A 15,450-nucleotide genomic window follows, 5' to 3' on the forward strand; every position below is an offset into this window, starting at 1 on the left:
AAGCACGCCAACTACAATCAGTCTGGCGTGCTTCGTCGTTACTAATTATTTGCTTTCTTTGCTCGGGCAACTTTAACTGCGTTGCGGATGCTTAACGCTAAACCGCCCCAGATAATTGCCATACCGATCAGCATCATTGTGATTGCGCCGCCACTCATTACTGACCATCTCCCTTCGCATCTGAATGATCTGGAACTTCTAAGTCTCTGCTCTTCCATTTAAATGCCGCTAAGATGAAACCGATAATGATGACACCTACTGCAACGAGCCAACCAAACGGAATGATGAATGATGTCGGATAACCTTCGTAGTTTGATTGTAAGTTCGTTACTAGGTTTTGAATGAACATATAACCAAGGACGATCGGTGTAATCACGCCTAGGCAGATTTTCCACCATAAACCTGTACGGAAGTCACTAATGTTGTTGTGGTGTTTTTGCAATGTTGATAAGTGACGTAAGAACCATGCAACGGCCACAACTGAAATCAGACCTGCAAGTGCGACACCAAATTCGTTAATAAAGTAGTCAACCGCATCTAGGAAGTATAGACCACCTTGTGTCGCATATAAAATCGAAACAAGTGCTGATAAACCTCCACCGAATAGAACGGCTTTTTGACGTGTAATTTTGAACTTATCTTGTAAGGCTGATACATAAGTTTCTGTAATAGAAATCAGTGATGATAGACCAGCTAACACGAGTGAGCCGAAGAATAAGACCCCGAACAAGCCATTCATGCCTGGGAATGAGTTAATAATCGCTGGGAAGACAACGAAGGCGAGACCTACACCTGCTGTTGCTACTTCATCAACGCCAACACCAGCAGCTGTTGCCATGAAACCTAGTGCAGCGAAAACCCCTATACCTGCTAAAAGCTCAAAACTTGAGTTACTGAAACCTGCGATAAATGCGTTGTTGTTAATATCTGACTTCTTTGATAAATAACTTGAGTACGTAATCATAATCGCAAAGCCGACTGATAAACTAAAGAAGATCTGTCCGTACGCTGCAACCCATACGCCTGGGTTCATGATTTCACTCCAGTTCGGCTCAAAGAATGAATTCAAACCGAGTGCTGCGCCTTCTAACGTAAGTGCGCGAATAACTAGAAGTAAAAACATCACGAGAAGCGTTGGAATGAAGATTCTGTTTGCCAATTCAATCCCGCGCTTAACCCCTTTAAAGAGGACACCTAGTGCAATCACCCAAACAAGAATTAATGGAATGAATGCCGATGGAACGAGTCCACCCACATCACCAGGAGTGTCTGCTAACTGCAAATAATTACTAAATAAAAATCCTTCCGTATCCGTTCCCCAGCTCTGGTTCACGGCGAAGACTGTGTAGGCCATCGCCCACGCGATGATCACGGCATAGTAGGTGGAGATTACAAATGAGATCCCGACCTGCCACCAACCGATCCATTCTGCTTTCTTGTTGATTCGTGCAAATGTTAATGGTGCGGAGCCACGGTACCTTTGACCCATCGTAAATTCCATAATAAGTAGCGGAATCCCCGCTGTTAAGAGTGCAAATAGATAAGGAATAAAAAATGCTCCTCCACCATTCTCATAGGCAACATACGGGAATCGCCAGATGTTACCTAGACCAACAGCTGAACCAACTGCCGCCATAATAAAGCCGGCACGTGTACCCCACTGTTCTCGATTGTTCATGTCCATACCCCTTTCTGTTTTAGCGTTACTCATTTACCAAGAATTCTATTCCACTCGGACGCTAACTATTATTATTCTTGACGATTTTGTCAAAATAGTTTGACATTTTAGAGCGAAGTGAGCAACTATGATTCTATCAAGCGTTAAAGGAAAAAAGAATAAAAGTAAAGGATTAGGCCTTTAAAGCTAAATAACTGATTCGTTATCTCATTATAATAACTAACGTCCCACTTGTCAAAATATTTTTTCAATGATGGCGCTTTCTGTCGAAAAAAGTAGAATGGCTTAAAAGGGGAGCCCCCCTCTTAAGCCATTCTTGGGATTTTTACCTCTATATTTTTTTATGCATTAGCGGCTTTAGCGCCAACTAATCGTTTCAGAACTGCCACAACAATCACAAATAAGATAATCGCTGCCACAAGTCCGATGAGCATACTACCTGTAAAACCTAACACAAGATACGAAACAAATGTAATTCCAGCAACGATCAGTGCATACGGCAACTGCGTAATGACGTGATCGATATGGTGACTTCCTGCCCCTGTTGACGAAAGGATCGTCGTATCTGAAATCGGTGAACAGTGGTCACCAAAGATCGCCCCAGCAAGGACTGCAGCTAGTGCTGGCAGCATCATCTCAACATCAACGACCGCAGCAATTTCACCGGCGATTGGGAGTAACATCGCAAACGTTCCCCAGCTTGTCCCAGTTGAAAAGGCCATAAACCCAGCAAGGATAAAGATCACCGCAGGCAAGAAAGCGATGTTCATATGCTCACTCACAAGCCCTGCTAGATACGTACCCGTACCAAGTCCGTCGATAATTTCAATGATCGTCCATGCGAATAGTAAAATATAAATCGCTGGTAGCATCGATTTAATCCCAGCCCAAAGACCAACACCAATGTCTTGAGCGTTTACTTTGTTTAAAGCTGTTAGTAGAAGCGCAACAATGAGACCGATCACACCACCGTATAATAACGCTGTCGCTACATCGGTATTTTCAAAGATAGAAAGAAGTGTCGCTTCTTCCCCAGACGCTTGGATTCCCGTATGAATCATAAAGTAAACCGTACCAACGATAAGCGCAAGGATCGGTAACACAAGATCACGAACTTTGCCGTGCTTGTTTTCTGAAATGGTATCTTGTTCACCAGGAATGGCGCCTTTGTTCGGATCAACCACTTCACCTGTCTTCATTGCACGCTCTTCATGCGTCTTCATCGCCCCGAGGTCAAGCTTAAAGACGGCTACCGCAACAACTAGTAGTAAAGCAATGATCGCATAAAAGTTCATCGGCACCATGAAAAGGAACGCTTGTAGTGGTTCATATTGCGTCACCCCATGTGTCACTAAAATTCCGCCGATGATCGTGATAATGTAGGCACCCCAACTTGATAATGGTGCGATTACACACATCGGAGCAGCCGTTGAATCGACTAAATAAGCGAGCTTCGAACGAGAAATTTTATGACGGTCCGTTAGCGGTCGACTAACGTTTCCGACCGTTAAACTATTAAAGTAATCATCAATAAAAATTAAGATTCCAAGTAAAACCGTAACGAGCTGCGCGCCGACACGTGTCTTCACACGGCGAATCGCCCAGTCACCAAACGCACGGCTTCCTCCTGATAGTGCAATTAGTGAAGCCATCATTCCTAGTAATAGTAAAAAGAATAAAATATATAATTCCCACGTATTCAAGGCACCATCGACGACAAAGACGGCTCCAACGATGCTAGCAATTTGGCCGATACTAGCGACAATTGAAAAGTCGTTGATCATCAGTGCACCAACGATAATCCCAACCCCAAGCGATAACAGCACGCGACGAGTAAAAATAACCATCACTAGCGCTAACACCGGTGGGAGTAACGATAAAATTGAGTTTTCCATGATGTAAAGTTCCTCCTAAAATTTTTTGCATGATCTAGCTGTATAAAATGTTCACTCGCCGACCTTAGATTGGTGAGCGAAGAACGGATTGGGAGCACATGTGTTTTTGGCGGGGAGTCCAGCTGTAGGGCGCGGTGGGCGATGGGTGGACGCTCAGTACCTTATTTGTGACAAATCACCAGGTTTTAGAGCTCTTTCGGACCCTCAGTCCGCTATCGATACCAAACCGACCTTTTTTACCTCGGTTTATGGCAAATAACGGCTTCTCGGTCCGGTTACTTCCCCAATTAGGCTCTTTTTTCACAAATAGCGGATACTCAGTCCGAAGCGTCTCGCCCGCTTGCTACCGGCGAATCCTCAGCCCGCTCACGCCTGCACTACCCCAGTACAGACCTTTCCCCAAAAAAGAAAAAAAGGCAATGACAGGGCGCTCCCTGTCATTACCTTATAACCGTAAACGACAAAGCCCCATCATGTCTGAGTAGTTCTCCACGATCATCTCTAACCGTGACAGTGCTGCACTTCTTAAGTACAACCCCAGCAATGCTCACCTGACGGAGTTCACATCGCTTCGGCAACCTCCCCTTTTTGCAATTCTCATCGTTCGTCACACTCGAATTACATACTTATGAAGGCCGCGCCTCTACCTCATTTTTACAATGAGGCTACTGCATTCAATTTTTTCGCAAGACTCATTATAACAAGGCTATCTGCGCGTGGCAATGTTAATTTATCCCTGCATCAATCTCCTCTTCATCTGGCGGGATAATCGCCGGTGCTGGCGCATTACTGTCACCACCATGGTTATAGAAGTAAGGGACTTCTCCAGGTACGAATATCATGCCAATTGGGATCGTCGTGCCAACCGTTTGTTCTTCAGTTGCAAACGGAATAACGACTTGCACGTCAACTTCAATGTCCATCGCGACACTAATGTACGTATTGTTGATTCCCGATGGCTCGATCGTTTCATTCAACTGCGCTTTTACATCACCAATTGCTGTGAACTTGACGGGAACTTGAGGCCCTAAGTGAGCAAGTAACGCATTATTTGTTGCTTGCCCTAATGGAATCGTATGAATAATGCCATTATCAGAAAAGGTTTGTTCATTAAAATCAACCTCAACCCCCTCGGGGACGCTAAGGCTTTCAATTTGGCCTTGCTCCACCATCTTCAAGTACTTTTGCACACGAATAATCGCTTCCGAAACGACACGATTATAAATTTGTGCATCAAAACCAACCGATGTGATGTTGTCATTATTGTCTTTTTCAATGTTAATCAAGTCTTCCATCCCCGTATTATCGACGATTTTCTTTGAAATCGCATCATTGATCGCCTGGGTTGCAATTTTCTGTGTCTCTGTTTGCGCAATCTCGATCAACGTTGGGCGAATTCCTTTTTCAACTAACCAAAGTCCTTGTACGGTCATCGCAACAAAAATAACAAATGATAATAAAAAGACGTAACGAAAAGGCAGCGGACCTTTCCGTTTACGGGGCCGATGTATTTTAAATTTTGCCAACGCCACCCCCCCTTTGCACTAATATATATGCAAAGAGGGGGCTCGGGTTAACCACTATTTCGGACAAAATTTACGCTTGTTTAGCTTTTCGCTCATAGACAAGGAAACGGTGCTTGTGACGGTTCTTCTCATCTGTCGTGCCACGCTCCTCAGAGGTCAACTCCCACTCATCCTCTTTAATCTCAGGGAAATACGTGTCACCTTCAAATTCTTCTTCAATCAACGTTATGTAGAGGCGGTCTGCAATCGGAAGTGTCTCTTTAAAAATTTCCGCACCGCCAATGACAAACACCTCTGTGTCATCATCAAAACGTTCAATCTCAGCAACGGAGTTCACAACCGTACAGCCTTCAGCTTGATAATCTTCATTTCGAGTAATAATGATGTTTTCTCGCCCTGGTAATGGGCGTCCGATTGATTCGTGCGTTTTTCTGCCCATCACGATTGGCTTGCCCATCGTTACTTTTTTAAAATAAGCGAGGTCAGCTGGCAAGCGCCACGGTAAATCATTGTCTTTTCCAATCAGGCGATTCTGGTCCATCGCCACCATAAATGAAATCATGTATGATAACCTCCTTTTCCTCTAGACTGCTACTGGTGCCTTAATCGCTGGGTGCGGATCGTAGCCACTTAACGTAATATCCTCTAGGTCAAAATCAAACACAGATGTAACGCCCTTGTTTAGCGTCAACGTCGGTAATGGACGTGGATCACGCGCGAGCTGTGTTCTAACTTGCTCGAAGTGATTTGAATAAATGTGCGCGTCACCGAGCGTATGAATAAATTCACCAACACCTAGCCCACATTCATGAGCGATTAAGTGTGTTAGCAGCGCATAACTCGCAATGTTAAATGGTACACCGAGGAACATATCCGCACTGCGCTGGTATAACTGACAGCTCAACTTGCCATCTGCGACATAAAATTGAAAGAGTGTGTGACACGGCGGTAACGCCATAGATGGCACATCTTCTGGATTCCATGCTGAGACAATCAAACGGCGTGAGTTTGGATTGTTCTTGATCATATCGATCACATCTTTGAGCTGATCAATCGTTTCACCATTCGTCGTTTTCCATTCCCGCCATTGCTTGCCGTAAATATTACCAAGATCGCCATACTTACTTGCGAAGGCATCATCGGTTAAAATTCGCTCTTTAAAACTTTCCATTTCTTGTTCATAGAGCGCCTTAAATTCATCATCTGTTTGACTGCGTAAGCCAAAATCAGTCATATCCGGCCCAGTGTATTCATCACTAGTAACCCACTTCTCAAACGCCCATTCATTCCAAATGTTATTGTTATGCTGTAATAGATAACGAATATTCGTGTCACCTTTCATAAACCATAGCAATTCGCTCGCAATTAGTTTAAAAGGAACTCGTTTTGTCGTTAACAGTGGAAAGCCTTCATTTAAATCAAATCGCATCTGCTTGCCAAATAAAGAAGTCGTCCCTGTTCCGGTACGATCACCTTTTGTTTCACCCGTCTCTAAAATCTCTTTGCACAATTCTAAATAAGCTTGTTCATTTTGACTCATCGCGTTATTAACTCCTCCATCTTGCCGGCTTCTCAGTTAGGTTCTCCTAACAGCGTCGTTTTCATTTTATCACAGCTTCGTACTCACCTATAGGTTTTGTCGAGTTTTAGCACACGATTGTGCCATCTCGACGATTTCTAACCGAAGTGAACTTTTCTAAGGCGGTGCGGATTCTATCGACCTATATGCTGGCGTTAGAATCCCCATCCCAATCTATTGGTAATTTATGTTATGGTTAGCAGAGATCGAGTAAAGGGGTGTGAGGAATTGAAAAAAACAACACTCATTTCAGTTGTAATAGTTGCTGTTCTAGTCATTGGACTATTTTCTTTCATAAAATTAAACCCACCATTAGCAAGCGGCACGATTGGTTCAACAAGTGAGAAACAAGGTGTGCTAATTAGTATCGGTAATAAAGGGTTTAGCAATATAAAAATTAACGATGTGTTAATCAATAATCATGAAGAGCCACTAGATAAAAAAATTCAATTGAGCAACCCGTTAAAAGGTTTTTATATCGCTGCTGATTTTGATGGTGAGGCGAAAGAGTTTGACCTGACAGACATTGAAGATGTAAGTATCGAGCCAAATACCGCTCCATCATCACAGTTAGATAAAGTGAATGATGGTACGGCTACAGAAGATGATAAAAGCTACGGTTTAAGTGTGATCAACAATGAAGAAATAAATGAGGTTATCATCCATTATAGCTATTTAGGACTTTCTTTTGAAAAAGTTATTCCGATTCGATTTTAAATGTAGATAACGGAGGCAATTGTTCAATTAGGAGGGCAATCGCTTTTGTGTGTGTTAACAGGGCTGGTTAATTGGAGAAGTAGCAATTGGATATCACGAAAAAAGAGGTCAGAACACAAGGTTGGTTAGTACCTTTTGAACTGCCTCTTAGCAATGAGCGTTATCCATCTGCTAACGTTGCTTCTGTTTCAACAATCGTTATGTTTGTTTCTACCATTAAGTCGATTTCGTATGGCTCAGGTAGTTCTTGATCGTTTTCCTCGATAATTCGTACGACTGGCCTTGCACTCATGTGTTGATTTTGTTTGACGACAACCGCCTTTCTGCCATCGCTTAAATCAACAGTTAAGCCAACAGGGTACATCGCAACCGTGCGTGCAAATGCTTCAAGCATGTCTTTATCAAACTGTGTGCCAGCTCCAGCATATAAAATTTCAAGTCCTTCATGCGGTAGCATCGCTTTTCGGTAGACACGATGTGAGGTTACTGCATCAAAGACATCGGCAATTCCGATAATTTTTGCGTATAGATGGATGTCACTGCTCGTTAAATTCCTTGGATAGCCTGACCCGTTAAGTCGTTCATGATGCTGAAACGCACAATGTGCGGCTAGGAGTGGCATGTTCGGGATGTTCCTCAGTAAGTCAAAGCCTGCTTTCGGATGTCGCTTAATGACGTCAAACTCTTCATCCGTTAAACGTCCAGGCTTATTTAAAATTTCTGGTGGGATCGCCATCTTGCCGACATCATGAAGCATCGCTCCGAGACCGATCTCCTTAAGCTGTTTATCGGATAACTTCATTTCCAGCGCTAGTCCTAGCGAGTAAATCGTAACATTGAGGGAATGCGCGAATATGTAATTGTCATACAAAAACACATCAGAGAGAAGCGAGATCGCTTCTTTATTACTTTTGACATCAGCTAAAATGCTATCGACGATCGAGCTGAAATTTTTCCCTAATTGATCGCGATTAATTGATTTTGAGAGACGCATCTCATCCGCAATCGATTCAAATTCGGTTTTGATTGTTTGAAACGCGCGCTGACGCGTCTTCTCGGTTATGACATCATTGACTTCGATATCGTCTGTTTTCTCATCTTTGACATAGACGAAAGCAACACCAATCTCAAGAAGGCGGTCGATCATCCGTTGTGATAACGGAACTCCCGAGCGTATCAATACTTGTCCGTTATCATTGTATATCGCTTTTCCTAGGCTGTCATTTTCATGTAGTGATTTCGTTGCTATTAGCCTCATGCCAAAGTCTCCTCACTTTATTCCATTCTTTTTTCCGACCAGTTGTTTACCTGTCAAAAAACGACATTTTTTGCCAAAAAGATAAACACTTTACCAATATTCTACCAAAAATGGAGTGGAAATTCTATAAAAATTTGGCAAGCCCTCTAATCTACTTCACTTACCTCAGTCCAACCTAAGGCGATGAAATAAGCTAGCTTCGGCTGTTAGCACACTCCAACAATAAAAAAAGGAGGGGCCTTTTCCCCTCCCTGTACTGAAATCTAAAGCATTTTCAGCAGTGCTTCTTTACCAGTCATCCCAGCCTTGATCCCTAAAGATTCGGCTTCAAGCGTTACCGATTCTAACGGTGCCTCAATTAATTGCTCAATCGTACGAACACCGAGGGCACGACCTGCAACAATACCTCGTTCTTTTAACTTTTCATTCGTATTAAACAAGGCAACATCGAGAGCCCCGCACATGATGTATCCTTTATCACTCGTTACAGCCATAAAATTTGTCTTCGGGAGCTTAACCGTTACGGCTGTAAATTGCTGACCTTCAATCGTGATCGGCGTCATTTCTACCATGAACGTTCACACCCCTTCTTTGAAAAGCGTCTTCACTATACGTTATGACACCTGCCAAGCATTAGTGCGAACGTTGGGCGCCCATCACCTCTCTCTACGAATAAGCCCTATTTATATTTTCTGAAGCTTCCAAGCGAGCAGGTCACGAAGCATTTCTGGCATAAAATACTCCTTGTCTGCTGCCGCTGCAATCGCGGGATATAAGCGCCCGAATGTATACATATCAACGGTTGCAAGCTCATAGTCACGTTCGGCATCGAGCGGTTCACCGAGAACAGTGATTGATTCGACATGATTCATGCCATCAGCTAACACCTTCAAACGAACATCAACACCGCTAAACGCCATGACACCAAGCACTTTGCCACGGAAACCATACCCTTTTAGCTCAAGGTTGATCATTTTTTCCGTGAACGCATGCTGAATCGTTTCCTTTAACAAGCTTCCTTTTAAGGTTAGCTTACATGGATTGATCGGGTGAGGACAAATGCGGTGAAGATCACCTTTTGTAACATCACCAGCCGGCAAGCTTGCAAGCAGAACGCCAGCATTGACCATACTAATCTCTGCATCGCACCACTCTTTCAGCGCCTCAGCCAACAGCTCTGGAAACGGAGACGGTTCGTACCATGAGACAGGAAGTGCTTCTGATAAGGTCGTCACTGGCTCACTGAGAATCTGATCAGCCTCGATTTTTAGACGCTCAAGGCAATCACTCGTGTGCTGATCTGGGGCTTGTTGACCGACTTCAACGGTTCCAAGGTTATAGTCAACGATCTCGCCCGTCTCGTCATCATAACGAATCAGCATTTGACCTAAATAATGACCAAATTTCCCTGCTTGACCAATTAACGTGTCCTCAACGACCTTTCCATTTTTCAACAGATGGTGCGTATGGGCACCAAGGATGATATCAATTCCCTCACAATGACGCGCCAATTCCTCGTCCTTATTCAAACCAAGATGTGAGACGAGAATGACAAGGTCCGCCTGAGCACGAACTTCCTCTAACAACGGTGGGAGAATTTCAAAGGCATCGCTGACTTCCCAGCCTAATTTTTTATAAAACGGGTAAAACGCAACCGTCATCCCAATCACGGCAACCTTCAAGCCACTATCTAGTTCACGAATCTCATAAGGCTGTGCCCAATGCGGACGCTCCTCTCCATCAAAAAGGTTAGCGACGAGAACCGGAAAGTTGGCATCATCGTAAAGCTGATTGAGCTGTTGTTTTGAAAAAGTAATTCCTTCATTGTTCCCGATCGTCGCATAATCAAGCCCTGCCTCATTCATTAACTCAACATTCGCCTTGCCGCTCGTTGCTTCGGTAACCGGATGAAAACGATCGGCATGATCTCCAATGTCAAAGAATAACGCCTCTTCGTTTTGGAGCTCGTGAATGTCTCGTTGCTTGTTAAAGAATGCAACAATCGAGGGCCACTGCTCAAGGTGGCTATGCAAATCATTTACATGGTAAATATGAAGTTGTCTAATTGCCACTATCTATCACCTCACCCAATAACTAAAAACCTAAATTTAATAGCAAGCCACTGTTAACCGGTGATGCCTTGCCAAATTAAACGCACACCGATGATGATTAACATCAGTCGCAGCAAATGAACAACAGTATCATTCGCTAAGCGCTGATTAATATAAGCACCAAGCTTGCCGCCAAACCATGCGCCTGGGACTAGTGCGAGCGCATACAGCCAATCGACATTTCCTAAGCTGATATGGGAAATCGAGCTCACGATCGAGGATAAGAAAATCATAAACATTGAGGTCGCCACGGCCGTATGGGCCGGAAAGCCAAACAGCAAGATCATCGCTGGCACCATGAGCGAACCGCCACCAATGCCAAATAAGCCTGAGAACATCCCGACAACAAATGAAATCGCGATTGCCAGAACCGGCTGATATCCGTATTCAATCTCTTCTCCTGATTCGTTAATATAGGTTCGCTTAATCCCTTTTTGCCTTATCTTCAATGGTTTCAAGTGCTTACGAACCATCAAGACAAACGAAACAAACACGATAAAAATCCCAAAATAGACGAGGAACGTGTCTACATTAATATCCTTATTTAACCATACGCCAAAAATGGCCCCGGGACCACTACCAATAAAAAAAAGTAGCCCACTGCGATAATCAACCTTCTTCTGCTTTATGTATGCTAGCGTTGAGGATAACCCGGTAAAAATCATAATTAACAATGATGTTCCAACCGCCACTTGCGGTGTCATCCCAGATAAAATTGCCGTATAACCGCTTAGAACCATTAATGCAGGAACGATGATAATTCCGCCACCAAGTCCCATTAAACTGCCTAACGTACCGGCCGCTAAGCCGATAATCACTAATAATACCCATTCCATTTAAAATCCAACTTTCCTGCTTTTTCATCTACGCTGATTTACTTCTATTGTACCACACAGCGCGAATGAGCGACCCAATGATTTCCTTTGCTTCACTATAGCTACCATTAGAGTGATCATTGATATAATCCGAGGCGAGGCACGGATTAGGGATCCTTGGGGCGGCGCGGGCGGGCTCGTGGACTCTCATTCCGCTATTGCCCATAATCACAAGATTCCCCTCAGAACCCGCACGCTCTCCCCGCTACCAAAAGAAAATGACGCCGGACATTCCGTCCAGCGCCATCATTACCTTAAAATGCTTTTGTCATACCACCATCAACCGTAATGGCTTGGCCTGTTACGTACGAGTTCGCTGGTGAGCCAAGGTAGCAAATCGTGTTTGCAAATTCTTCTGGTTCACCGTAGCGTCCTAATGGGATGCTTGCTTCTGCTTGTTTTTTCACGTCCTCATAGCTGAGTCCTGTGTTATTAGCTTTTACCTCATCAAGTTCAGCGACACGGTCTGTGGCAATACGGCCAGGTCCAACCGTGTTAATAAGGATGTTATCAGATGCAAACTCTTGCGATAAGCTTTTTGATAGCCCTAAAATCCCTGCACGGAATGTGTTTGATAATAGTAAATTATCGATTGGTTGCTTGATCGATGATGAAGCAATGTTGACAATATGACCACGGTTTTGCTTACGCATATGTGGTAAAACTTCGCGGATCGCACGGACGAAGCTAAGCAGGTTCAGTTCAAACGCATGCTGCCACTGCTCGTCTTCGAATTTATCGAAAGTCCCTGCTGGTGGTCCACCTGCATTGTTGATAAGCACGTCAACGGTACCGTATAGCTCAACTGTTTTTGCCACTAATTGCTTCACTTGCTCGCCATCTTTAATATCACAAACGAATGAATTCACTTCAGCACCTGTAGCTTCTTTGATTTCATTTGCTGTTGCTGATAATGATTCCTCGTCGCGGCTTGTGATCATCACACGCGCGCCCTCTTGAGCGTATTTTGTCGCAACCGCTTTCCCTAAACCTTTACTAGATGCTAAAACAAGCACTGACTTCCCTTGTAACTGTAAGTCCATCATTGTTGCCTCCTCTGTTTTTTATTTAATTGCTCTTGCTTTCTATGTAGATTTGATACTACCTATACTAATTGAAACTTCGGCGATAGTCGGCGTAGTGAAGACAATGAAGAGGACATTGAAAGCTGCCTTTGCTTTCATAAGACCTCGGAATTTTCTTCACGATTAGGGTCGAACGTCAACTTTCTTTGAGAATATAGCTCCCCTGTTCACCTATTCTTAGTCTACATTCTATTTGATAGTAGAAAAGCTGTCAGAATAATTCTAACAGCTTTTTGGAAATTTTTATACCGTTGCGCTTGGAGGTTCTGCTTGATTTGTTTTCTTCGCCTTGATCCATTGCAACGCCACAATCACTACGATAATCGCTAGACCAATTAAATCTTGGAACACATTAGGGTTCATAAACAATAGCGCCCCAACGAACAATACGATTCGATAGATTGGATTCATGTGTGTAAAGAAGTAGCCTTCCGCAGCTGTTCCGAGCATAACCACCCCGGCGACTGAGGTTGCCACGACAAGAATCCCTTCTGTTAACGTTGTATTCGTTAATAGTAACGAATCATTATAGACAAATAGGAACGGTACGATAAAACCGGCAATTGCTAGCTTCATTGACATAAAGCCGGTCCGCATCTCCTGACCGCCCGATATCCCGGCGGCGGCAAAGGCTGCGAGTGCAACTGGTGGTGTAATATTCGCAAAAATCCCAAAATAGAATACGAATAAATGCGCCACTAACGGCTCAATTCCTAATTGGACAAGTGCTGGTGCTGCCATCGTTGCTGTAATGATATACGTTGGGATACTAGGTAAGCCCATCCCAAGCACGATACAAGCGACCATTGTGAATAGCAATGTTAGCATTAAGCTTTCTCCACCTAAAGTAACGATCGCATTTGCTAGTTTTAAACCAAAGCCTGTTAACGTTGCGACACCGACGATGACCCCAACGGCCGCACAGGCAATCGCGACACCGACAGCTGTTCTTGCGCCTGTCTCAAGCGCATCGATAATATCGCGTAGAGACATACGCGTTGTCTTTCTCATCATCGCAACAGCAATCGTCACTAAGATCGTTAAGAACGCTGAGAAGATAATCGTTTTACCACTAAAGAATAGCATATACATTAAGAATAGAAGCGGAATGAGTAAGTGACCGCGTTCTTTCATAACTTCCTTGATTCGTGGAAGATCGGCACGTGGAATCCCTTTTAAGCCTTCTTTAGATGCTCGTAAATGGATTTGCGTGATGATCCCGATATAGAATAATAAGGCCGGTAATAAGGCTGCTAGTGCGATTTGACTGTATGGCATCCCAAGAATCTCAGCCATGATAAAGGCTGCAGCCCCCATGATTGGTGGTAAAATCTGTCCCCCAACCGATGCGGATGCTTCAACGGCACCAGCAAAGTTTTTCTTATAACCGATTTTTTTCATTAATGGAATTGTAAATGCACCTGTTGTTACAACATTGGCAACGGCTGCTCCGTTAATACTTCCTAAAAATCCACTCGCAATCACCGATACTTTCGCTGGTCCACCTTTTGTTTGCCCAGCGATTGCCATCGCGAGGTCGTTAAAGAATTGCCCCATACCTGACTTTCCTAAAAAGGCACCAAATAAAATGAATAGGAAAATGTATGTTGCGGAAACTCCAATCGCTGTCCCGTAAATCCCTTCCGTCGTCACATAAAGGAAGTTAACGATTTCATGCCATTCATAGCCACGGTGACGGAAGATTCCTGACATTTCACGACCAAATAAGCCGTAAAGGAAAAACAACGCCGCTAGTAATGGAAGCGCCCAGCCAGTCACTCGACGTGCGGCTTCTAGGACGAGCACGACTAACATCACTCCGAAGACAAGGTCAAGGGTGTTTGGTAAACCACCACGTTGAACGATTCCTAAATAGTCGCTAAAAATGTAGACCGTCGTAGAAAAGGCCATCAGTGTGAATAACACATCATACCAAGGCAATTTGCTCCGGTTTGACTTTTTGAACGGCGGATATAAAACGAAGATCAAGGCAAGCACAGCCGCGACGTGAAGCGAGCGGTGCTGCAAGGTTACAGGTGTGCCAAAATAAGACGTATATAAATGATAAAGTGATAACCCTACAGCTAAAATCGTAACGATAAGGGCGACAATACGGTTATCAAATTTACGAAACCGCGACTCGTTGTCATATTTTTCTAACACCTGTTGCTGTTCTTCATTTAATTCAGGTTGCTCCAACTTTGTTTTATCAGTCATACGACTCACCTCTTTTCTATATGAAACTCCAATTGGTGATGATGGGGGAGTTCATATGATTCAATTATGTTTTCGTCATTTAAAAACAACTGAAAATCTGCGTCATGGGAATGAACCCAACTAAATTGTTCGACGACTCGATCGATCCCTGTCATGACTGTGTAGCCATCCTCGATGGTCGTCTCGCCATTGCTCTCATGCGGAACCCCAGCACCAAATGACTGAAACCGCGTTTCGATGAGCTCTAGTTGTTGGTTGTCAACAATTTTATACGTTTCCTGCCATGGGGTTCGTTCAACTGAGTGAATCCAAGAGACGCTGATGTGATCGCCGGGTTCGACGGTCATGCGGTAATACTCTTGTTGTGTTCGTTGCTCTTTAATGACGAGCTCATACGTATCCTTCGCCTGAACGAAAAAATACCCACTGACAATAACAAAACAAAATATAAGCAATCGTACTTTTTTATTCATAAAGATGGAGGGGCTGTCCCCTAAGTGAGTATATCA

At 43.8% G+C, this 15,450-nt stretch carries 14 protein-coding genes and 1 riboswitch; of the genes, 1 reads left to right on the forward strand and 13 read right to left on the reverse strand.

From position 1 onward, the window contains the following. Positions 1-41: 41 nt before the first annotated feature. The 6 genes from KH400_RS08175 to KH400_RS08200 form a co-directional block, all read right to left on the reverse strand. Positions 42-158, reverse strand: coding sequence for a methionine/alanine import family NSS transporter small subunit (locus KH400_RS08175; RefSeq protein WP_217223835.1), 117 nt, complete (start codon positions 156-158; stop codon positions 42-44). After that, positions 158-1,678, reverse strand: coding sequence for a sodium-dependent transporter (locus KH400_RS08180; RefSeq protein ID WP_217223836.1), 1,521 nt, complete (start codon positions 1,676-1,678; stop codon positions 158-160). The genes KH400_RS08175 and KH400_RS08180 overlap by 1 nt, the downstream gene beginning before the upstream one ends. Positions 1,679-2,019: 341 nt before the next feature. Then, complete coding sequence (locus KH400_RS08185) at positions 2,020-3,573, reverse strand: Na+/H+ antiporter NhaC family protein (protein ID WP_217223838.1); 1,554 nt, start codon at positions 3,571-3,573, stop codon at positions 2,020-2,022. A gap of 474 nt (positions 3,574-4,047) precedes the next feature. Next, a riboswitch (Lysine riboswitch) is annotated at positions 4,048-4,227 on the reverse strand. Between the two features lie 71 nt (positions 4,228-4,298). Then, on the reverse strand, positions 4,299-5,099 hold the full coding sequence (gene yunB, locus KH400_RS08190; RefSeq protein ID WP_217223840.1) for a sporulation protein YunB: 801 nt from the start codon (positions 5,097-5,099) through the stop codon (positions 4,299-4,301). A gap of 70 nt (positions 5,100-5,169) precedes the next feature. Then, entirely contained in the window at positions 5,170-5,661 is a 492-nt protein-coding gene (locus tag KH400_RS08195; protein ID WP_217223841.1) for a dihydrofolate reductase, read from the reverse strand. Between the two features lie 21 nt (positions 5,662-5,682). Further along, positions 5,683-6,639, reverse strand: coding sequence for a thymidylate synthase (locus KH400_RS08200; RefSeq protein ID WP_217223843.1), 957 nt, complete (start codon positions 6,637-6,639; stop codon positions 5,683-5,685). Positions 6,640-6,906: 267 nt separating this feature from the next. On the opposite strand from KH400_RS08200, the gene KH400_RS08205 reads away from it, so the two are divergent. Continuing rightward, positions 6,907-7,395: a hypothetical protein gene (locus tag KH400_RS08205; protein ID WP_217223845.1), complete on the forward strand. Its 489-nt coding sequence runs from the start codon at positions 6,907-6,909 to the stop codon at positions 7,393-7,395. Between the two features lie 160 nt (positions 7,396-7,555). Here the strand turns inward: KH400_RS08205 and KH400_RS08210 are convergent, their stop codons facing one another. The 7 genes from KH400_RS08210 to KH400_RS08240 form a co-directional block, all read right to left on the reverse strand. After that, a complete protein-coding gene (locus KH400_RS08210; protein ID WP_217223847.1) occupies positions 7,556-8,653 on the reverse strand; it encodes an HD-GYP domain-containing protein in 1,098 nt (365 codons plus the stop codon). Between the two features lie 263 nt (positions 8,654-8,916). Next, positions 8,917-9,225 carry a YunC family protein gene (locus KH400_RS08215; RefSeq protein ID WP_217223849.1) on the reverse strand — a complete coding sequence of 103 codons (309 nt, stop codon included), beginning with the start codon at positions 9,223-9,225 and terminating at the stop codon, positions 8,917-8,919. A 111-nt stretch (positions 9,226-9,336) separates the two neighbouring features. After that, a complete protein-coding gene (locus KH400_RS08220; RefSeq protein ID WP_217223851.1) occupies positions 9,337-10,725 on the reverse strand; it encodes a bifunctional metallophosphatase/5'-nucleotidase in 1,389 nt (462 codons plus the stop codon). 53 nt (positions 10,726-10,778) lie between these two features. Next, positions 10,779-11,600 carry a sulfite exporter TauE/SafE family protein gene (locus tag KH400_RS08225; RefSeq protein ID WP_217223853.1) on the reverse strand — a complete coding sequence of 274 codons (822 nt, stop codon included), beginning with the start codon at positions 11,598-11,600 and terminating at the stop codon, positions 10,779-10,781. Between the two features lie 293 nt (positions 11,601-11,893). Further along, positions 11,894-12,682: an SDR family oxidoreductase gene (locus KH400_RS08230; protein ID WP_217224049.1), complete on the reverse strand. Its 789-nt coding sequence runs from the start codon at positions 12,680-12,682 to the stop codon at positions 11,894-11,896. A gap of 285 nt (positions 12,683-12,967) precedes the next feature. Next, complete coding sequence (locus KH400_RS08235) at positions 12,968-14,941, reverse strand: TRAP transporter permease (protein WP_217223854.1); 1,974 nt, start codon at positions 14,939-14,941, stop codon at positions 12,968-12,970. 5 nt (positions 14,942-14,946) lie between these two features. Further along, positions 14,947-15,414: a DUF1850 domain-containing protein gene (locus KH400_RS08240; protein ID WP_246589460.1), complete on the reverse strand. Its 468-nt coding sequence runs from the start codon at positions 15,412-15,414 to the stop codon at positions 14,947-14,949. Positions 15,415-15,450: the final 36 nt, after the last annotated feature.

Origin of the sequence: Desertibacillus haloalkaliphilus, assembly GCF_019039105.1 — a bacterium.
Lineage (GTDB): Bacteria > Bacillota > Bacilli > Bacillales > KJ1-10-99 > Desertibacillus > Desertibacillus haloalkaliphilus.

Bases quoted from the DNA above. Each gene is read 5' to 3' on its own strand.
- KH400_RS08175 (WP_217223835.1), bottom strand. From the start codon at position 158: ATGAGTGGCGGCGCAATCACAATGATGCTGATCGGTATGGCAATTATC.
- KH400_RS08180 (WP_217223836.1), bottom strand. From the start codon at position 1,678: ATGAACAATCGAGAACAGTGGGGTACACGTGCCGGCTTTATTATGGCG.
- KH400_RS08185 (WP_217223838.1), bottom strand. From the start codon at position 3,573: ATGGAAAACTCAATTTTATCGTTACTCCCACCGGTGTTAGCGCTAGTG.
- KH400_RS08195 (WP_217223841.1), bottom strand. From the start codon at position 5,661: ATGATTTCATTTATGGTGGCGATGGACCAGAATCGCCTGATTGGAAAA.
- KH400_RS08200 (WP_217223843.1), bottom strand. From the start codon at position 6,639: ATGAGTCAAAATGAACAAGCTTATTTAGAATTGTGCAAAGAGATTTTA.
- KH400_RS08210 (WP_217223847.1), bottom strand. From the start codon at position 8,653: ATGAGGCTAATAGCAACGAAATCACTACATGAAAATGACAGCCTAGGA.
- KH400_RS08215 (WP_217223849.1), bottom strand. From the start codon at position 9,225: ATGGTAGAAATGACGCCGATCACGATTGAAGGTCAGCAATTTACAGCC.
- KH400_RS08225 (WP_217223853.1), bottom strand. From the start codon at position 11,600: ATGGAATGGGTATTATTAGTGATTATCGGCTTAGCGGCCGGTACGTTA.
- KH400_RS08230 (WP_217224049.1), bottom strand. From the start codon at position 12,682: ATGGACTTACAGTTACAAGGGAAGTCAGTGCTTGTTTTAGCATCTAGT.
- KH400_RS08235 (WP_217223854.1), bottom strand. From the start codon at position 14,941: ATGACTGATAAAACAAAGTTGGAGCAACCTGAATTAAATGAAGAACAG.
- KH400_RS08240 (WP_246589460.1), bottom strand. From the start codon at position 15,414: ATGAATAAAAAAGTACGATTGCTTATATTTTGTTTTGTTATTGTCAGT.